The following is a 19,509-nucleotide window of genomic DNA, read 5'->3' on the forward strand; positions in this document are numbered from 1 at the left end:
TTTTATTCTCCGTCTAGCCCTTTGATAGGTTTTACTACGCCCCACTTTTTACAGCTAGGGCATAACCAATATAATTTTCGACCGGAAAAGCCACAGCTGCCACAGCGGTATTTAGGGCGCTGCAACATTTGCTTTTCCACCAATTCTTTAAGTAAGCGTAAGCTATCAGCCGTGGTTTTATCTGAAAGCTGGTCAATGTAAAGCCCCATAAGGGTTTTAAAGCCGCGCATAGTCGGGCGTTTGCGAAGTTGCTCAAGTAAGTATTCAGCCGCCTGTGCCGTTTCACCGCGTTTCATAAGCACATCAACCATGGCTAAATAGGATGTAGCACACTCTTGCCAGTGTGCTTCTAAGTTCTTCTGAAAACTTTCCCAGTCGTCAGTTTCTTCAGCAATTTTTTCCAAACTAGGTACGGCTTCGCTAAACCAATTGATATCGCGTTCGGCCACTTGCGTAAAGTACGCGTTGGCATCAGTAAAGCGTTTTTGATCAAGCGCTATATCACCTAACATAAGCCACGGCCTAACCGCATGTTCGTCGGCGTTTACCGCTTTTTGTAATAAGGTCAATGCCGCACCTTGGCTATCGTTCTTCAACTCAACCGATGCTTGTTCACAATAAAAGTGTGCAAGGCGTTCGCACAAATCATCATTGTCACCATGACACTGCACCATACGTTCGGCTAATTCTATGGCTCTTTCCCACTCTTTCGTGGTCTGGTAGATACTGAAAAGTTGCTGTTGAGCTACAAGGTAGTGTTTATCGCTGTTAAGCAGTTGAAGAAAAGCATTTTCAGCACGCTCTAGAAAGCCTGCTTGTGTGTAGTCGTGACCAAGCTCCCTCAGTGCATTTTCTCGTTGGGCAGGCTGAAGCTCATCGCGGCTAACTAAATTCTGGTGGACTTTAATTGCGCGGTCTATTTCACCTCGGTGACGGAAAAAACTCCCCATCGCGATATGCGTCTCTACTGTATCGCTATTCACGTTAATCATTTTGATTAGCGTATCGACTGCTTTATCAGGTTGGTCTGAAAGAAGGAAGTTTAGCCCCTTGTAATAATGCTTAGATAGAATGCTAGACTGCTTTCGCTGCGCTTGACGGACACTATTTCGGCCCATTATCCAGCCGTAACCTGCCGCAACAGGCAAAAGGAGAAACAGCAGTTCGAGCATTAGTGTTCTTGTTCCAGACTCTGTATTTTAGACTGCGCAGACATCAGCTGAACACGTAATTTTAGCCAGCTCATTAGCATTACCAAAATTCCGATACCAACGCCAATTGAAAGTGTTATCGCTATTAACGTCGATAAGCGAAGATTCGCCTGAGCAATTAAATAATTAACTGTTACTTGTGCTTCATTTTGTGAGCCAATGACAAACGCGATCGCGAGCAGCACCAAAATGATAAGAAACGTTAGGATCCCTTTCAACACTCAACCCTTTTTTGTTGATTTATTTACAAGAATAGCAAAATGCGAAAAGAGATAACACTAAAAGCGTAAGTGAAATGATGTTATACCAATCCGCATAGATAATTGCCCACTCAGAGGGCTCTGGCATTAAGCCGCACCTTCGCTTTCTAGATCCTGTCGTTGGGGTTTGGCAATAAGATTGTCTACCACTAAATCGTGGTGAAGGGCTGACATATTAGTAATAAAAATACAGTGTGTATAACCCGCCTGCATCGTTTCGAGCTTGTCATACATGGCTTTGTCTAGCTTTGATAGCTGGGCAAGACGCTTCTTAGTTAACGGTGTTATCGCACCGTGACACCGGATAGCGGTGACATCTGTGGCACTGAGATGTATTTTTTCTTCATCTAACTGAGTTTTTATCTGTGTTCGCAACTTAGAAAAAAGGAAGTCGCGTTCTTTTATATACACTAAGCGGCTATCGCTCTTTCTAACGCAGTGAACCACTAACGCTTGTTCAGATGTTTCTTTAAACATCGCCTCTAGAATTTGTGACTTGGGCTTAGCCTGCCCTTTGTCTGCAAAAAAGCCGTGCAGTGGGATAATATTTTGAGTGCGCGAAAAAGGATAAAGGTCGTCAGATGCGTCACTTTGATACACCGTTTTGAGCCTGTCTAACGTAAAGCGGTTCATCACACATAGTACCGATAAAGACGGCATATGCCTAACCGCCAATTCCCAGATATAACGGTGAGTTGAGCGTTGAATACGCGCAATATCTCTTACTTTGAAATATGCGGTATTTTCTTCAACCATATGATCGACGCTCGAGCTCACTTTAGCCTTACGTGTATCTTCAACAAGACACAACCTCACCACGCCCGTTTCCGCTTGGTAGTGCACAACCTTATATTTTTCACCTTTAATTTTCAGTTCCGGTACTGAAACACGAATTTCCTTTTGTAGCTCACTTTTCGGTGCAACGATTAACTTCATCCCGCTTGCACTTAGATCAGCAACCCGCGCATCAATCGATGTCAGCAGTCCAACTTTAATAGAGGCAGGTTTATCAATAACGTAACGTGTCTCACTGCGTCTATCTAAATCCTCTTCCATTACATAATCAATTCGCCAATTATTGCCGCTAGCCCTCAAGGTTTTTGACAAGGGTTTGAAATCGCATTTTGCTGAAAGAGTCAGATTAGTAAGATAAGCAGACACGTCTTTACAGTAAAGAACATGGGAGATCTGCGCCAGTTGCTCAAATTCTTTACTGGCAATATCGTGAATAGCAAACGCTTTTTGTTTATCTTCTCGCGTCACGCTATCAAGTCGACAATGGGTACAGATGAAGTCGCCACTTTTGGCAAGAAGATAAACCAACGCGTTAAGCTGTTTTAATGCCAGCAGTTGTCTATGCGTCGCTGTTATTTGAACGTTACCATTTTTGGTTTTGATGTTGCCATGAAAGACATACGCTTCATTGTACTTGCGCAGCTCATCAACTAACGTCGCGAAGATAGGCTTATCTTGTAGGCTAGCCAATAGTTTTTCGGCGTCGTTATGCTCGACATTGGCTTTGGTAAACAGGGCAATAATTGGCTTAAGCGACTTCTTCTCCGGCGCGAGAAACACGGGCAACCACGGGCTATTTTCAAGTATTCGGTCGCGTTCTAGTTCTTGCATGGCGCGTTCTATTTCTAAATCACGCTGCAAAGGCTGTTTATACGCAGTAATCGCTACATATCGTTTAAGGGTTGCAAGAAAGCCTTTATCCACGTCGTCTTGAAAAACAAACGATGTCTCATACTTCCCTAAGTGCTTGTTGTATTTTACCGACTCTAGTTCAAGCGTTATTTCAGTCGGTTCTTTAGTAAGTCCTTTAACTTCAGGAATAGTGAACGTAATAATGTCACCAGTAGAAGCGTTCGGTGGCCTTTTCGTTTCAAGAGCAATGCCTTTGTGTGACATCGAACTGATTGAACAATGACGGCCTTTCTCAAAATCGGGGGAAGAAATAGTAAAATTTGGGCGAATAGCGATGTCATCGCCGAAATCTATATCAGTAAACGATTGGCTTTCAACATTAAAAGCATCGACAATTTTTTTGAACTGTTCTTTTTTTATTTGGTTTTGGTAGAAGTCTGAGTTCATTACTGACTCAAACACGCCTACCGTATATCTGTCTTGATAAAGCGATGTTTCGTTTTTGAGTATCTGCGCGCCGACTTTATCAAGGCGCATTTGAACCCCGAAGTGCTTGAATTTCATGACGGGGAATTGAGCAAAGGCAGAGTTATCAGCAGGTGCGTCGGTTAACGACGTTAATCGAACAACCTCCTCTTTTACTACTTTTCGAACACTACTAGGTAGACGCTTCGAAAACTTGTTAATTCCTTCTAACAGCTTGTTTTGTTGTTCATAAGGAATTAACGCGCGAATGAGCGGCTGGTATTGTTTTATTATTGCTTGTTCGTCGCCGGCTGACATTACTTCTATGAATACCGTTTATTATTATTTGAACAATATATAACCCTATTCGAGTTGGGGTCAATAGGTATCAAAAATTAAACGAAAGTATATCAGCAATAACGAGTGCCTTATTTTAGCTAAGGCAAATAGACTATAGAATTTTGCTAAATAACAATAAGGCAGCAGACACAAAAAAGCCGCTTTTCAGCGGCTTTTAAAATGCATTATGCAATTGAGGCGTCTACCCTTTCGCGAAGCTCTTTACCAGGCTTAAAGTGCGGTACATATTTACCGTCAAGTTTCACTGTCTCACCCGTTTTTGGGTTTCTACCTACGCGTGGAGCGCGGTAGTGAAGAGAGAAACTGCCAAAACCTCTAATTTCAATACGCTCACCCTTTTGGAGAGTTTGCGCCATTTGCTCTAGAAGTTCTTTTATCGCCAGCTCAAGTTCCTTCGCCGGAATATGACGCGCTTGATCCGCGAGCCGTTCAATTAATTCAGACTTGGTCATGCTTAACCTCATTGTCAATATTATTGTTTAAACAGCTATCGCGAATTGGGTGTGCATCTGCACACCCACAAAAGCATTATTCGCCTTTAGCAGCTTTAAATGCTTCTGCCATCGCGTTAGCGAAACCAACATCTTCTTGCTGGTTAACTTTATCGATAGCTTCTTTTTCGTCAGCCTGATCTTTCGCTTTAACAGATAGGTTAACAGTGCGGTTCTTACGGTCAACGCCCATGAACTTCGCTTCGATGCTATCACCAACGCTTGCTACTTCTGTTGCGTCTTCAACACGCTCTACAGCAAGATCTGCAACGCGGATGTAGCCGTCAACTTCTTCAGCTAGGTTTACAGTAACGCCTTTCGCATCAACTGCTGTTACTGTACCAGTAACGATAGCACCTTTCTTGTTATCTGTCAGATACTTGTTGAAAGGATCTTCTTCGATTTGCTTAACGCCAAGAGAGATACGCTCACGCTCTGGGTCGACTTGAAGTACAACTGCAGAGATTTCGTCGCCTTTCTTGTAGTCGCGAACCGCGTCTTCACCAGACTTGTTCCAGCTGATGTCAGAAAGGTGAACTAGACCGTCGATGCCGCCGTCAAGACCGATGAAGATACCGAAGTCAGTGATTGACTTGATCTTACCAGACACTTTGTCACCTTTTTCGTGTGACTCAGCAAATGTTTCCCAAGGGTTAGCAATGCACTGCTTAAGACCTAGAGAAATACGACGACGCTCTTCGTCAATTTCAAGAACCATTACATCTACAGTGTCACCTAGGTTAACAACTTTAGATGGGTGGATGTTCTTGTTAGTCCAATCCATTTCAGAAACGTGTACAAGACCTTCAACGCCGTCTTCGATTTCAACGAAGCAGCCGTAGTCAGTAAGGTTAGTAACCTGACCGTTGATCTTAGTACCTTCTGGGTAACGAGAAGCAATTTCTTGCCATGGATCGTTGCCCATTTGCTTCATGCCAAGAGAAACACGCTGCTTCTCTTTGTCGAACTTAAGTACTTTAACGTTGATTTCGTCACCAACATTCACGATTTCACTTGGGTGCTTAACGCGCTTCCAAGCCATATCAGTGATGTGTAGAAGACCGTCTACGCCACCAAGGTCAACGAACGCACCGTAATCGGTAAGGTTCTTAACGATACCCTTGATTTCATGACCTTCTTCAAGGTTAGCAAGAAGCGTTTCGCGCTCTGCGCTGCTTTCTGCTTCGATAACTGCACGACGAGAAACAACAACGTTGTTACGCTTAGCGTCAAGCTTGATAACTTTAAATTCAAGCTCTTTGCCTTCAAGGTGCGTAGTGTCACGTACTGGACGTACGTCTACAAGAGAACCAGGAAGGAACGCGCGTACACTGTTAACTTCAACAGTGAAACCGCCTTTAACTTTACCGTTGATAACGCCTTTGATAGTAGCTTTATCTTCGTAAGCTTTTTCCAGCTCAACCCACGCTTCGTGACGCTTCGCTTTTTCGCGAGAAAGGATAGTTTCACCGAAACCATCTTCAACTGCATCTAGTGCTACGTCTACTTGGTCACCGATAGCGATTTCTAGTTCGCCTTCAGCGTTTTTGAATTGGTCAGCTGGGATAGCACTTTCTGATTTCAAGCCTGCATCAACAAGAACGATGTCTTTGTCGATAGAAACAACAGTACCTTTTACAATTGAACCAGGACGTGTTTCTAGTTCTTGTAAGCTTTCTTCAAAAAGTTGTGCAAAATTTTCAGTCATAAGTCTCAAATAACTTTTAAGTTGATATCCACGCTTCTTATCCGGATAACGCGGGGTTATTAAAATTAGTCGCCACTTCCTGTAGCAACACTGCTTTGGATGCGATCAGCTCTCGTCATTAAAGGCGTGAGGAAATAATATCCATCGCTTTTTCAAAGACTTGGTCAATATCCAAGTCCGTTGAATCTATAATTACTGCATCTTGAGCCGGTACCAAAGGAGCCACTGCACGCTGTGTATCGCGCTCGTCTCTTGCCTTGATATCGGTTAAAAGGCGCGCAATATTAACATCCATGCCCTTTGCTTTCAACTGGCTATAGCGGCGTTCTGCACGGGCTTCTGCGCTTGCTGTAAGGAAAATCTTTACAGGCGCTTCGGGAAATACCACTGTACCCATGTCGCGACCGTCGGCAACAAGACCAGGATCTTGTTGGAAAGCACGCTGTCTGCGAAGTAGTGCTTCGCGAACCCGGGGTAATGCCGCAACTTTTGACGCCACGGCGCCAACTTCTTCGGTGCGAATATCGTCAGTAACGTCTTCGCCTTCTAAGATTATGCGAGTGCTATCGCCATTCGTCTCGAAACTAACATCAAGACCGGTTGCTAGAGGAACAACACATTCTTCATCATCACACGGAAGGTCGTGGTGAAGTGCAGCAACTGCTAATACGCGGTAAATTGCGCCGCTATCTAGAAAGTGCCACCCTAATTTCTTTGCCAGCAAGCTACTTAACGTACCTTTACCAGCACCACTAGGACCGTCAACCGTGACTACGGGTGTGGAATGCATACCTGCTCCATCGTTTAAATTACTAAAAATCGCGCGCAATTATACGCTTTAGTGAGAGATAAGCAATGCCGCCTCTAATTGGCGGCATTGAACATCAGGTTAAACCTGATTCAGATCAATGGGGCAAGTAAGGCGATTACCGGCATTGCCTACCATTATTTATGAGGAATATTTTTTGAGCCTTTACGCGCTATACAGTGTTTTAAAGCGGGTAAAGTAGTCTGGGAACGTTTTGCGCGTGCAGCCCGGATCGTTTATTGTTACCGGAGTATCGCTTAACGCAACAAGCGAGAAGCACATGGCAATGCGATGGTCGTTATACGTGTCTATCTCAGCATGTTTTAGCGAGTCAGTCGGCCACACTTTAATATAGTCATGCCCTTCTTCCACTTTCGCACCCAACTTTTGAAGCTCGGTGGCCATAGCCGCAAGACGATCTGTTTCCTTAACACGCCAGTTATAAATATTGGTCATGGTCGTTGGACCTTCAGCAAACAATGCCGTAGTCGCGATGGTCATGGCCGCATCTGGAATATGGTTCATATCCATGTTCACGCCTTTAAGCGGCGCACCCGTTATTTCAACATACTCATCGTTCCAAACCACCGTTGCACCCATGGCCTCAAGTACATCAGCAAAACGAATGTCACCTTGAATGCTGTTCTGGCCAATTCCGGTTACGCGTACCGTTCCACCTTTAATGGCACCGGCTGCAAGGAAGTAAGATGCTGACGATGCATCGCCTTCAACCATAAATTTACCCGGCGCAATATACTTAGCGTCACCAGAAACCGTGAACGTTTGGTAGTTATCATTTTCAACAGTAACGCCAAACTTCGCCATGGTATCTAACGTGATATCGATATAAGGCTTAGAAACCAATTCGCCCTTAATGCGAATAGTCACATCACCAGAAAATAACGGCGCAGCCATTAAAAGGGCTGTTAAAAACTGGCTAGATACACTGCCGTCCACCGACATTTCGCCACCGTTTAAAGTTTTACCTTTAATTTGAAGCGGCGGGAAACCTTCGTTTTTGAGATAGGTTACTTCAGCATCAGCTTCGCGCAGCGCATCCACTAAATCACCAATTGGACGCTCTTCCATGCGTGGTTCACCAGTAAGTACTGTGTCGACATTACTAGCAGCAAGTGCCGCGCATAAAGGACGCATTGCGGTACCGGCATTACCTAAGAAAAGCTCAAGAGGCTCAGCTACGTTGAATGCGCCTCCGTTACCTTGTACAACGCATTGCGTTTTGTCTTCGCTCAAGCGATAGTTAATGCCTAATTTAGTGAGTGCATTAAGCATATGCTCAATATCTTCGCTATCAAGCAAGTTAGTTAATTCAGTTTCACCTTCAGCTAACGCGGCTAGTAGTAGTGCGCGGTTAGACAGACTTTTTGAGCCAGGTACATTGACCTCTCCCGATACTTTTGCAATCGGGTCTAATGTTAACTGCTCCATTTTATCCATTCACTCTTTCAAATTCGCGCATAAATTCAACTAGCGCAACAATGCCCTCTACTGGCATTGCATTATAAATACTGGCACGCATGCCCCCTACTGAACGATGCCCTTTAAGAGCAAGTAACCCTGCTTCTTGTGACTGTTTAAGGAACAATCCGTCAAGTTCAGCATTGGCTAAATGAAACGGCACGTTCATTTTTGAACGGTTGTCAGGGTGAACTTTACTTGAATAGAAGTCAGAGCTGTCGATAGCTGAATACAATAACGCCGCTTTTTCAGCATTGCGTTTAGCCATAGCGTCAACGCCGCCCATATCTTTAAGCCATTCAAATACAAGCCCCGCTAAGTACCAAGAGAACGTTGGCGGTGTGTTGTACATAGAGTCAGACTTTGCCGCTAGTGCATAATCGAAGATAGAGGGCGTTTCTTTACGTGCTTTGCCAACCAGGTCTTCGCGAACAATAACAACTGATAAGCCGCTTGGGCCGATATTCTTTTGTGCGCCAGCGTATATAACGCCATGTTTTGCTACATCTAACGGCTGAGACAATATAGTCGAAGACATATCAGAAACAAGCGGAACCTTGCCCGACTCTGGTAGCCAATCAAAAGCTATTCCGTCAACGGTTTCATTTGGACAGAAATGGTAATACGCGGCAGATTGATCAATATCGCTCAACTGAGGCTGCGCAACGTAGTGACAGCCGTCTTTTTCAGACACTTCACCCACCACTTTGGCGTGGTTGTATTTGTTTGCTTCGTCAACGGCACCTTTAGACCAAGAACCGCTGACTAAGTGAAGACTGGTATCGTTAGCGTTTGATAAGTTGAGCGGTACAGCGGCAAATTGCCCACGCCCACCACCGTGTGTGAACAGCACATGATAGTTGGAAGGAATGGACAACAAATCTCGCAAATCTTGCTCAGCTTTTGCCGCTATTTCAATGAAGTCTTTACCACGATGGCTTACTTCCATTACAGAGCAGCCTAGGTCGCGCCAATTTGTAAATTCTGATTGTGCTTTTTCCATGACTTCTTTTGGAAGCATAGCCGGGCCAGCACTAAAATTAAAAACCTCTTTCATCGCGTTTTTCAACACCTGTAGATAATTACCGTTTAACTCGCTTTGTTTTGAACGTTTTGCGGGTCTATTAGGTAAACAAGCGGCTTAAGCCGCTTGTTTGAAAGAACACTGATAATGCGCAAGTATGAATACCTGCGCCCTATCCCTACTCTTCTGTCGTTGAGCCGTCACCGTCTTCTGCGGTGTTCTCTTGCTCTTGAACAGCAGTTTCTGCTTGTTCTGGCGCATCGTCTGAAATGATTAGGTTACCGTCTTCGTCGAATTCTTGTAACTCTTCCACTTCTTCAATGCGTTGTAACCCTACAACGTGCTCACCTTCTACTGTACGTATTAAGCGAACGCCTTGTGTGTTACGACCTACTACTGACACTTCGCCTACACGGGTACGAACCAGTGTGCCTTGGTCACTAATAAGCATAATTTCATTGGTTTCGTCTACTTGAACCGCGCCAACCACTTTACCATTACGCTCAGACACCTTAATTGATACAACACCTTGTGTCGCACGGCTCTTCGCAGGGTAATCTTCAAGCGGAGTACGCTTACCGAAACCATTCTCTGTTGCTGTCAGGATTGGGCCGTCGCCTTTAGGAACAATAAGTGATACCACTTTTTGACCATCTTGCAGACGAATACCGCGAACACCTGTGGCTGTTCTTCCCATAGGACGAAGTGCCAGAAGCTCTTCACCCGTCTCTGGGTCACGCTTAACTTCACCGGTTTCGCTGTCGCGAAGCTTCTCGTTGAAGCGAACCACTTTACCTGCATCAGAGAACAACATTATGTCGTCATCACCGTGAGTGATATCAACACCAATCAGCTCATCACCTTCGTTCAGGTTAACGGCGATAATACCGCTTGAACGTGGGCGAGAATATAGGCTCAGGTCAGTCTTTTTAACCGTACCGTTTGCCGTCGCCATCAGTACAAACTTGCCTTCCTCAAACTCTTTAATAGGAAGAATAGCAGTAATACGTTCGTTTTCTTCAAGCGGTAGGATGTTAACAATTGGGCGTCCGCGTGCGTTACGGCTAGCAAACGGCAACTGATATACTTTCAACCAGTACAAACGACCACGGGTTGAGAAGCAAAGTATGTGATCGTGGGTATTCGCTACCAATAATCTTTCGATGAAATCTTCATCTTTCATCTTGGTTGCTGATTTACCACGGCCACCACGACGCTGTGCTTCGTAGTCTGTAAGTTTTTGATATTTCACATAACCTTCGCGAGAAAGCGTTACAACAACATCTTCTTGCTCTATAAGATCTTCAATATCAATATCGTGACTTGCTGCCGTAATTTCAGTTCGACGCTCATCACCAAATTCATCACGTACTTTCTCAAGTTCTTCTTGAATCACTTCCATCAAACGCTCTGGGCTGTTTAGAATGTGAAGAAGTTCTGCGATGATCTCTAGAAGTTGCTTATACTCTTCTAGAATTTTCTCGTGCTCAAGACCTGTTAGCTTGTGTAAGCGAAGGTCAAGAATAGCTTGCGCTTGCTGCTCAGTAAGGTAGTACTTGCCGTCGCGAATACCAAATTCTGGCATTAACCAGTCAGGGCGTGCAGCGTCATCGCCTGCGCGCTCAAGCATTTGCGCTACATCACCTAAGTCCCAACCTTGTGCTACAAGCGATTTCTTGGCGTCTGCTGGGCTTTGTGACGCTTTAATCAACTCGATAATTGGGTCGATGTTCGCAAGCGCTATCGCCAAACCTTCAAGAATGTGAGCGCGGTCACGGGCTTTACGTAATTCAAAAACAGTACGACGTGTTACTACTTCACGGCGGTGAAGAATAAAGCATTCTAGCGTTTCTTTAAGGTTGAATACCTTAGGCTGACCGTTATCAAGCGCAACCATGTTAATACCGAATACCGTTTGAAGCTGGGTATTCGCGTATAAATGATTAAGTAGGACTTCGGCAGATTCGTTGCGTTTAACTTCGATAACAATGCGCATACCATCTTTATCAGACTCGTCTCGCAGTGCAGAAACGCCTTCGATGCGCTTTTCTTTTACCAGTTCAGCAATCTTTTCAATAAGACGCGCTTTGTTAACCTGGTAAGGGATCTCGTTAACAACAATGGTTTCTTTACCGTTGCTGTCAGTTTCAATTTCCGCCTTAGCACGAAGATAAATTTTACCGCGACCTGTGCGATACGCATCTTCAATTCCCTTGCGCCCACTGATCATAGCTGCCGTTGGGAAATCTGGACCTGGGATGTGTGTCATCAAGTCGTCGATGGTAATAGACGGATCTTGAATTAACGCTACGCAGCCGTTGATCACTTCGGTGAGGTTATGTGGCGGAATATTCGTCGCCATACCAACCGCGATACCCGATGAGCCGTTAACAAGAAGGTTAGGCACCTTCGTTGGTAATACTTCAGGAATATGCTCTGTACCATCGTAGTTAGGTACGAAATCTACGGTCTCTTTATCTAAATCGGCAAGTAACTCGTGCGCAATTTTAGCCATGCGAACTTCGGTATAACGCATCGCAGCAGCAGAGTCGCCGTCTACCGATCCGAAGTTACCTTGACCGTCTACTAGCATATAGCGAAGTGAGAACGGTTGGGCCATACGAACAATAGTGTCGTAAACTGCAGAGTCACCGTGAGGGTGATATTTACCAATTACGTCACCTACCACACGGGCAGATTTTTTGTATGGCTTGTTAAAGTCGTTTTTCAGTTCGTTCATTGCGAACAGCACACGACGGTGCACTGGCTTCAAGCCATCTCTTACGTCAGGCAAGGCTCGCCCGACAATAACGCTCATCGCGTAATCAAGGTAAGAGTTCTTTAACTCTTCCTCAATATTAACGGGGAGGATTTCTTTAGCGTTATCAGACATAAACTGCTTAATCCCTTTATCTTGGTTTGTTCTGCGTTATCCAGCACTTCGCTTCACATCATTGTGAAAACAAGGCGTGGGAGCGCACTGTTATTATTATGTGGGTCATAATCGTGCTTCGAGTGTACCACTTGATGACAGAATTATGTAGCGCTTAATTACGCTTATTAATCAACTAAAAGGCAAGCGATTATTTTTCGTTCGACCCTTCTTATAATTTGTCTATTTCTGTTTAAAAACAGTGAAACACAACCTCGATTTACGATATCTTAAAAAGAGATAGATTAAGGATTGTTTTACTCATGACGAACGTCGATCAACAAGAAATCAATAAGTTCTCTGAACTCGCTTCACGCTGGTGGGATCCAGAAGGCGAATTTAAGCCATTGCACCTTATTAACCCACTTCGCTTAGACTTCATTAATCAACACAGTGAAGGCCTGTTTGACAAAAAGGTCGTCGATATTGGCTGTGGTGGCGGTATTTTAGCAGAGTCTATGGCGCGTGCAGGCGCGACGGTAACCGGCTTGGATATGGCTGAAGCGTCGTTAGAAGTAGCGAAGCTGCACGGTTTAGAATCAGGTGTAAAAGTGGACTACGTATGTTCAACTGCCGAAGCATTCGCAGAAGCAAGTGCGGGACAGTTCGACGTGGTAACCTGTATGGAAATGTTAGAGCATGTACCCGACCCGGCTTCTGTTGTATTGGCCTGTGCTAAGTTGGTTAAGCCTGGTGGCCATGTTTTCTTTTCTACGCTTAACCGAAACCTAAAGTCGTATCTGATGGGGATCGTAGGAGCGGAATATATCCTTAAACTGGTTCCAAAAGGCACCCACGATCACAGTAAGTTCATCAAACCATCTGAACTTATGGCGATGACCGATCATGCTGGTTTGCTGCCTCGAGATATGACAGGTCTACACATGGACCCAATTTCTCAAGGCTTTTATCTCTCTGCGAATAATGTCGACGTTAACTACTTACTATATACAGTAGCGCAAAATTAATTTAACACTATATATTGGGTTGCGGCGATATTTTAAACACCATATATCGTGTTTATATAAAAACTATTTTCTAAGAATAAATTAATTTTTATGTCGAAGAAATTATTAAAAATGCTTGCAATCCAGATATTTTACGCTTGTAGAACGCTCAAAAGTTAGTTGTTACTAACATAAATTTCATGCCAGATTGAGTGCTTGAAATACCACCAGATATTGGGTTGCATTAAGACTAAAACCTCACTATCTTGTGTTTAATTCAGCACGTGATCCCAATGCAGATTTTCTGGGATCGCACAGATCGCTAACGAGATTATGGCAATGCCATATGCAGTGTGTGACATCAACCTCGCTGAAAATATAAATGCAGTGAAAAAATTAAATGAGCAGTCTCTACTTTGTACTTTCAGTATTGGTTTAGGCCGCTTTCGTGTGTGTTGTTATCTGGCGTGAGCCAATGGTGATAATGTCACTCACACTCAATAAATTAAAAATGAAAATGGGCATTACATAGCCCACGCATCAAGCGCTAACAGACAAACGGCCAGTAACATGAACAACAACTTATTAGTCACCAAACGCAACGGTGAAAAAGAGTCCATCGACTTAGAGAAAATCCACAAAGTCGTGACATGGGCAGCCAAAGGACTTAGAAACGTTTCAGTTTCACAAGTTGAAATCAAGGCACAAATCCAGTTTTATGACGGTATCAATACTAGCGAGATCCATGAAACCCTGATCAAATCAGCGGCAGATCTTATTTCTACCGATGCGCCAGATTATCAATACCTGGCTGCGCGCTTGGCCATTTTCCACCTTCGCAAAAAAGCCTATGGTCAATTTGAGCCGCCTGCCCTACTTGAGCATGTAGGAAAAATGGTTGATATGGGCAAATACGATAAGCACCTGCTTGAAGACTACACGCCTGAAGAATTCGCTGAAATGGACTCGTATATCGACCATTGGCGAGACATGAACTTCAGCTACGCTGCAGTTAAACAGCTCGAAGGTAAATACCTGGTTCAAAACCGAGTTACAGGTGAAATCTACGAAAGTGCACAGTTCCTATATATCTTAGTGGCGGCATGCCTTTTCGCAAATTACGATAAAGCGACGCGTATGGACTACATCCGCCGCTTCTATGATGCCGCTTCAACATTCAAGCTGTCATTGCCTACACCTATTATGGCTGGCGTACGTACGCCCACTCGCCAGTTTAGCTCATGTGTACTTATCGAAACCGGCGATAGCTTAGACTCAATCAATGCAACGGCAAGTGCCATTGTTAAATACGTAAGCCAGCGCGCTGGTATCGGTGTAAATGCAGGCCGTATACGCGCACTAGGTAGCCCTATTCGCGGCGGTGAAGCATTCCATACGGGTTGTATTCCGTTCTACAAATACTTCCAAACAGCCGTTAAAAGCTGTTCACAAGGTGGTGTTCGTGGTGGCGCTGCTACGCTGTTCTACCCTATCTGGCATATGGAAGTTGAATCACTGTTAGTGCTTAAGAACAACCGTGGTGTTGAAGAAAACCGTGTACGTCACCTAGATTACGGCGTTCAGTTCAACAAACTAATGTACCAGCGCATGATGAAAGACGGCTATATCTCACTATTTAGCCCGTCTGACGTTCCAGGTCTTTACGATGCCTTCTTCGCTGACCAAGAGAAGTTTGAAGAGCTATACGTTAAATACGAAAACGACGACAGCATCCGTAAGAAGCAAATTAAAGCGATGGAGCTATTCAGCTTGTTCATGCAAGAGCGTGCAAGCACAGGTCGTATTTACCTACAAAACGTTGACCACTGTAATACGCACAGCCCGTTTAACCCAGAAGTTGCGCCAGTTCGTCAGAGCAACCTGTGCCTTGAAATTGCGCTACCTACTAAGCCGCTTCAGCACGTTAATGATGAGAATGGTGAAATTGCACTATGTACGCTGTCAGCGTTTAACTTAGGTGCGATTAAGTCACTGGACGAGTTTGAAGAGCTGTCTGACCTTGCAGTACGTGCGCTAGATAACCTGCTTGACTACCAGGACTACCCCGTTCCTGCTGCATATAACGCAACGATGGGACGTCGTACGCTGGGTGTTGGTGTTATCAACTTTGCATACTACCTTGCTAAAAATGGCGTTAAATATTCTGATCACAGCGCGAACGGTCTAGTTCACCGCACGTTCGAAGCAATGCAGTATTACCTATTAAAAGCGTCGAACAATCTTGCTAAAGAAAAAGGTGCGTGTCCTAAGTTTAACGAAACCACTTATTCTCAAGGCATCATGCCAATTGATAGCTATAAGAAAGATCTTGATAGCGTATGTAATGAACCACTTCACTACGACTGGGATGCACTTCGTGAAGAAATCAAAACTCACGGTTTGCGTAACTCTACGCTGTCAGCATTAATGCCGTCAGAGACGTCTTCTCAGATTTCTAACGCGACAAACGGCATTGAGCCACCGCGTGGTTTTATCAGCATTAAGTCGAGCAAAGATGGTGTTCTTAAGCAAGTTGTACCTGAGTACGAAACGCTAAGAGACCAATACGAGCTACTTTGGGATATTCCTTCAAACGATGGTTACCTACAACTTGTTGGTATCATGCAGAAGTTTATCGACCAAACTATCTCAGCGAATACCAACTACGATCCAAGCCGTTACGAAGGTAACAAGGTACCAATGAAGCTTCTTCTTAAGGATCTTCTTACTACGTATAAACTGGGCGTTAAAACACTTTACTATCATAACACTCGCGACGGCGCGTCAGACACATCTGCTCTCGATGCTAAAGCGAGCGAGCCTATGCCACGTCAAGAAGAAGTGGTTGTAGAGGAAGATGATGATTGTGCAGGTGGTGCGTGTAAGATTTAGAACACGCCCCCTGTTTAAATGGCAAATGCATAAAAGGAGTTAACTGCATTTGCCATTAACGTTTCGCAGCAAGAACACAAACAATAATACGCGTTAATCATTAAGTTTTTAGTTAGGCCATCATGAAATACACTACGTTTAATCAGCAAAGTACTAATCCATTGATCGAGCCGATGTTTTTCGGTAACCCCGTAAACGTTGCACGCTACGACCAGCAAAAGCATGCCATATTCGAAAAGCTTATTGAGAAGCAAATTAGCTTTTTTTGGCGCCCTGAAGAAGTTGACGTTTCTCGCGACCGTGTTGATTTCCAAAAATTGACCGACCCAGAAAAGCACATCTTTATTTCAAACCTTAAGTACCAAACCCTGTTAGATTCGGTGCAAGGCCGTAGCCCGAACATCGCGTTCTTGCCTATTATTTCACTACCAGAGTTAGAAACTTGGGTTGAAACATGGTCTTTCTTCGAGACTATTCACTCACGTTCGTATACCCATATTTTGAGAAACTTGTTCTCAGACCCAAGCGAAATATTCGAAGATATCGTAGTGAATGACGAAATTAAGCGACGTGCTGCTGATATTTCTAAATATTACGATGATCTCATTTTCGCCACTCAGCTTTGGCAGACACAGGGTGAAGGCGTACATACAGTGAATGGTGTTGCACACACTATCAACATGTATGAGCTTAAGAAGAAGCTTTACCTATGCATGAACTCGGTGAACGCACTGGAAGCAATCCGTTTCTACGTGTCTTTTGCCTGCACGTTCGCTTTCGCTGAGCGGAAGCTGATGGAAGGTAATTCTAAGATTATTCGTTTGATTGCCCGTGACGAGAATCTGCACTTATCTTCAACACAGCATATCCTTAATTTGTGGGCTAAGGGTAAAGATGACCCTGAAATGGCGCAAATTGCAGAAGAATGTAAAGAAGAAGCACGCGCTATCTTCATGAACGCTGTTGAGCAAGAAAAGCAGTGGGCTGACTACTTGTTCCAAAACGGCTCAATGATTGGTTTGAATAAAGAAATTCTTTGCCAGTACGTTGAGTACATTGCGAATCAACGTATGTCTGCTATTGGTCTAGACACCCCGTTCGAGATAAGCAGTAATCCACTTCCATGGATGAATAACTATTTGAATTCAGACAACGTGCAAGTGGCACCTCAAGAGTCTGAAATCAGCTCTTATCTTGTTGGTCAAATCGACTCTGCCGTGAGCGAAGACGACTTTGCTGATTTTGAGCTGTAAAACTACAGCTTAATGAGCAGCAACGATAAATCACTCCGCATCGACGTTGTCGATGTGGGGGCGATTATTTCCCCTTCTGATTCCACTATCTTAAACGCCCTTGAAGCAGCGGACGTTCATATTCACTACCATTGTCGTGAAGGCTTTTGTGGTGCATGCCGCACAAAGCTAATTGAAGGCGAAGTTGAGTACACCACAGATCCCCTCGCCTTCATTGACGACGATGAAATTCTTCCTTGTTGTTGCGTGGCTAAATGCCCGCTAAAAATAAAAGTAACGCTGTAAAATCTTCATTCATCGTTCTCACTATCACTCTCACAGTGTTTCTGCGCGTTAGAGTAATCCACTTCAATAGTTTTACGTAGCAACTTAACACTAATCAAACGTAAGGAAAATGTTATGAGCGAAGTTTCTGGAAAAGTTGTCATCATTACAGGTGCAAGTAGCGGGCTTGGAGAAGCAACGGCGAAAATGCTTGCGGATAAAGGTGCTAAATTAGTGTTGGGCGCCCGCCGTGAAGATCGTCTTAAAAAACTTGTAGATGAAATTGAATCTTCAGGTGGCCAAGCTACTTATCAAACGGTAGATGTCACGAAAAAGGATGAAGTCAAGGCGCTTGCGAAAGCGGCCATAGATGCCTATGGGCGTATTGACGTGCTCGTCAACAATGCTGGTCTTATGCCACTCGCTCCGCTTGACGAGATGAAAGTTGACGAGTGGGATCAGATGATAGATGTAAATATAAAAGGCGTTATGTATGGAGTAGCAGCGGTATTAGGACAAATGCGAGAGCAAAAAAGCGGGCATATTATCAATCTTTCCTCTGTGGCAGGTCATGTTGTGTTCCCTGGAGCAACGGTTTATTGCGCAACTAAATTCGCTGTTAAAGCAATAAGTGAAGGCATTCGCAGGGAGTCAAATGGTGAAATTCGCTCTACCAACATCTCACCTGGTGCAGTGGCGACAGAACTTACTGACCACATTTCTCACAAAGACTCAAAGCAAATGGCAGATGATATGTATGACGATGCTATCGATGCAGATGCTATTGCACGTGCAGTAACGTTTGCCATAGAGCAGCCTGGCGACGTAGACATAAACGAAATGATCATCAGACCTACCCGTCAGGAACTCTAATACAGCTCATTTCTAACGTAATGGTATAGATTGGCCATCTAATAATTAAGCCTGCAAATGCAGGCTTAATTTATTTCTGAATCTAAAGTACTTTTTCGATGGCATACAATTCTTCATCAATGACCTGTAAGCGAGATGCAACAACGGCTCTCGCGTCGTTTACGCCTTTATTATAAAACGATGCGCCCATTTCTTTACTAATGAAGTCCAGAAGAAATTCTCCGTCAAATTGACCAAGTTCCACGCTTAATTCATCATCAAAATATCGTTGCAGTTTAGAGACTAGCGCGTCTTTTTCCTCACGGGTAAATGCAATATCACTCATTGTCATCCTTCATTTGTCACTTATAAAATATCACGTTCTTTGTTCTACCTTACGGTAGTTTACCTGCTTGCGCCAACCCTAACCCTCATAAAGATAAATCACTCCCTCCGGGTATAGAGAAGAAGTATGAACGAACAGGTGAATTACCGCCGGGTTGGGAAAAAAAGCTAGCCGTTGGAAATCGTTTAGATCGTGATATTTACAACCATGCCCGCATCATTGCGCCTTTGGGAGAAGACGGGTTAGTAACAGTTCGTATTGAAAACAAAGTGGTACGCCTCATTCAAGCCACAAGGGAAATTGTAGAGATTTTAGATTAAGCCTGCTCATATCTGAAAGAGAGCTTCTGATATGGAGCTCTTTGCTCACTTTTACTTATGGCTTACTATCAACATTTGAAAATTGACTTGCCCTCACTCGACAGTAGTATCTGGAATCAACCATAGTTTTTTAGTTGGGTAGCCATCATGTTATTCCTGCAACACATCACGCAGGATATACTAGAGCCAGTTATTCTTTGTTGTACATCAAGACTCAACAATCCCCAACTTAATGACTTGTTTAACACTT

The 19,509-nt window shown here is 44.1% G+C and carries 15 protein-coding genes; 5 read left to right on the plus strand and 10 right to left on the minus strand.

The features are described from left to right. Positions 1–2: 2 nt before the first annotated feature. The 9 genes from lapB to gyrA all read right to left on the minus strand — a co-directional run bounded on the left by lapB (position 3) and on the right by gyrA (position 12,346). Complete coding sequence (gene lapB / locus BZA03_RS14635; protein WP_014949638.1) at positions 3–1,172, minus strand: lipopolysaccharide assembly protein LapB; 1,170 nt, start codon at positions 1,170–1,172, stop codon at positions 3–5. Then, positions 1,172–1,429: a LapA family protein gene (locus BZA03_RS14640; protein ID WP_014949639.1), complete on the minus strand. Its 258-nt coding sequence runs from the start codon at positions 1,427–1,429 to the stop codon at positions 1,172–1,174. Before BZA03_RS14640 ends, lapB begins: the two co-directional genes overlap by 1 nt. 129 nt (positions 1,430–1,558) lie before the next feature. Continuing rightward, a complete protein-coding gene (locus tag BZA03_RS14645; protein WP_014949640.1) occupies positions 1,559–3,901 on the minus strand; it encodes a PilZ domain-containing protein in 2,343 nt (780 codons plus the stop codon). Between the two features lie 206 nt (positions 3,902–4,107). After that, the gene (ihfB, locus tag BZA03_RS14650; protein ID WP_014949641.1) at positions 4,108–4,395 is read right to left on the minus strand and encodes an integration host factor subunit beta; all 288 of its coding nucleotides are present in this window, start codon (positions 4,393–4,395) and stop codon (positions 4,108–4,110) included. A 76-nt stretch (positions 4,396–4,471) separates the two neighbouring features. Next, positions 4,472–6,142, minus strand: a complete 1,671-nt coding sequence (gene rpsA / locus BZA03_RS14655; RefSeq protein ID WP_014949642.1) for a 30S ribosomal protein S1 — start codon at positions 6,140–6,142, stop codon at positions 4,472–4,474. Between the two features lie 118 nt (positions 6,143–6,260). Further along, complete coding sequence (gene cmk / locus BZA03_RS14660; protein WP_039227644.1) at positions 6,261–6,932, minus strand: (d)CMP kinase; 672 nt, start codon at positions 6,930–6,932, stop codon at positions 6,261–6,263. 183 nt (positions 6,933–7,115) lie between these two features. Further along, on the minus strand, positions 7,116–8,399 hold the full coding sequence (aroA, locus tag BZA03_RS14665) for a 3-phosphoshikimate 1-carboxyvinyltransferase (RefSeq protein WP_014949644.1): 1,284 nt from the start codon (positions 8,397–8,399) through the stop codon (positions 7,116–7,118). Position 8,400: 1 nt separating this feature from the next. Then, positions 8,401–9,486, minus strand: a complete 1,086-nt coding sequence (gene serC, locus BZA03_RS14670) for a 3-phosphoserine/phosphohydroxythreonine transaminase (RefSeq protein WP_014949645.1) — start codon at positions 9,484–9,486, stop codon at positions 8,401–8,403. Positions 9,487–9,631: 145 nt separating this feature from the next. After that, positions 9,632–12,346 carry a DNA topoisomerase (ATP-hydrolyzing) subunit A gene (gyrA, locus tag BZA03_RS14675; RefSeq protein WP_014949646.1) on the minus strand — a complete coding sequence of 905 codons (2,715 nt, stop codon included), beginning with the start codon at positions 12,344–12,346 and terminating at the stop codon, positions 9,632–9,634. Positions 12,347–12,648: 302 nt separating this feature from the next. Here gyrA and ubiG point away from each other — a divergent pair, with 302 nt between their 5' ends. The 5 genes from ubiG to BZA03_RS14700 all read left to right on the plus strand — a co-directional run bounded on the left by ubiG (position 12,649) and on the right by BZA03_RS14700 (position 18,614). Then, complete coding sequence (ubiG, locus tag BZA03_RS14680; RefSeq protein ID WP_110289159.1) at positions 12,649–13,353, plus strand: bifunctional 2-polyprenyl-6-hydroxyphenol methylase/3-demethylubiquinol 3-O-methyltransferase UbiG; 705 nt, start codon at positions 12,649–12,651, stop codon at positions 13,351–13,353. 549 nt (positions 13,354–13,902) lie between these two features. Next, entirely contained in the window at positions 13,903–16,224 is a 2,322-nt protein-coding gene (gene nrdA / locus BZA03_RS14685; protein WP_110289160.1) for a class 1a ribonucleoside-diphosphate reductase subunit alpha, read from the plus strand. 122 nt (positions 16,225–16,346) lie between these two features. Continuing rightward, a complete protein-coding gene (gene nrdB / locus BZA03_RS14690) occupies positions 16,347–17,477 on the plus strand; it encodes a class Ia ribonucleoside-diphosphate reductase subunit beta (protein ID WP_014949649.1) in 1,131 nt (376 codons plus the stop codon). A gap of 12 nt (positions 17,478–17,489) precedes the next feature. Continuing rightward, positions 17,490–17,762: a class I ribonucleotide reductase maintenance protein YfaE gene (gene yfaE / locus BZA03_RS14695; protein ID WP_110289161.1), complete on the plus strand. Its 273-nt coding sequence runs from the start codon at positions 17,490–17,492 to the stop codon at positions 17,760–17,762. 114 nt (positions 17,763–17,876) lie between these two features. Then, positions 17,877–18,614, plus strand: a complete 738-nt coding sequence (locus tag BZA03_RS14700) for an SDR family oxidoreductase (protein WP_014949651.1) — start codon at positions 17,877–17,879, stop codon at positions 18,612–18,614. 82 nt (positions 18,615–18,696) lie between these two features. Here BZA03_RS14700 and BZA03_RS14705 read toward each other — a convergent pair whose 3' ends face one another. Beyond that, complete coding sequence (locus BZA03_RS14705) at positions 18,697–18,939, minus strand: DUF2164 domain-containing protein (protein ID WP_014976673.1); 243 nt, start codon at positions 18,937–18,939, stop codon at positions 18,697–18,699. Positions 18,940–19,509: the final 570 nt, after the last annotated feature.

The sequence above is a fragment of the Alteromonas sp. I10 genome (assembly GCF_003201515.1).
GTDB lineage: Bacteria > Pseudomonadota > Gammaproteobacteria > Enterobacterales > Alteromonadaceae > Alteromonas > Alteromonas macleodii.

What these genes read in the sequence shown, in the direction of transcription:
- lapB (WP_014949638.1), bottom strand. Translation starts at nt 1,172, where the DNA reads ATGCTCGAACTGCTGTTTCTCCTTTTGCCTGTTGCGGCAGGTTACGGC.
- BZA03_RS14645 (WP_014949640.1), bottom strand. Translation starts at nt 3,901, where the DNA reads ATGTCAGCCGGCGACGAACAAGCAATAATAAAACAATACCAGCCGCTC.
- ihfB (WP_014949641.1), bottom strand. Translation starts at nt 4,395, where the DNA reads ATGACCAAGTCTGAATTAATTGAACGGCTCGCGGATCAAGCGCGTCAT.
- rpsA (WP_014949642.1), bottom strand. Translation starts at nt 6,142, where the DNA reads ATGACTGAAAATTTTGCACAACTTTTTGAAGAAAGCTTACAAGAACTA.
- cmk (WP_039227644.1), bottom strand. Translation starts at nt 6,932, where the DNA reads ATGCATTCCACACCCGTAGTCACGGTTGACGGTCCTAGTGGTGCTGGT.
- aroA (WP_014949644.1), bottom strand. Translation starts at nt 8,399, where the DNA reads ATGGAGCAGTTAACATTAGACCCGATTGCAAAAGTATCGGGAGAGGTC.
- serC (WP_014949645.1), bottom strand. Translation starts at nt 9,486, where the DNA reads ATGAAAGAGGTTTTTAATTTTAGTGCTGGCCCGGCTATGCTTCCAAAA.
- gyrA (WP_014949646.1), bottom strand. Translation starts at nt 12,346, where the DNA reads ATGTCTGATAACGCTAAAGAAATCCTCCCCGTTAATATTGAGGAAGAG.
- ubiG (WP_110289159.1), top strand. Translation starts at nt 12,649, where the DNA reads ATGACGAACGTCGATCAACAAGAAATCAATAAGTTCTCTGAACTCGCT.
- nrdA (WP_110289160.1), top strand. Translation starts at nt 13,903, where the DNA reads ATGAACAACAACTTATTAGTCACCAAACGCAACGGTGAAAAAGAGTCC.
- nrdB (WP_014949649.1), top strand. Translation starts at nt 16,347, where the DNA reads ATGAAATACACTACGTTTAATCAGCAAAGTACTAATCCATTGATCGAG.
- yfaE (WP_110289161.1), top strand. Translation starts at nt 17,490, where the DNA reads ATGAGCAGCAACGATAAATCACTCCGCATCGACGTTGTCGATGTGGGG.
- BZA03_RS14700 (WP_014949651.1), top strand. Translation starts at nt 17,877, where the DNA reads ATGAGCGAAGTTTCTGGAAAAGTTGTCATCATTACAGGTGCAAGTAGC.
- BZA03_RS14705 (WP_014976673.1), bottom strand. Translation starts at nt 18,939, where the DNA reads ATGAGTGATATTGCATTTACCCGTGAGGAAAAAGACGCGCTAGTCTCT.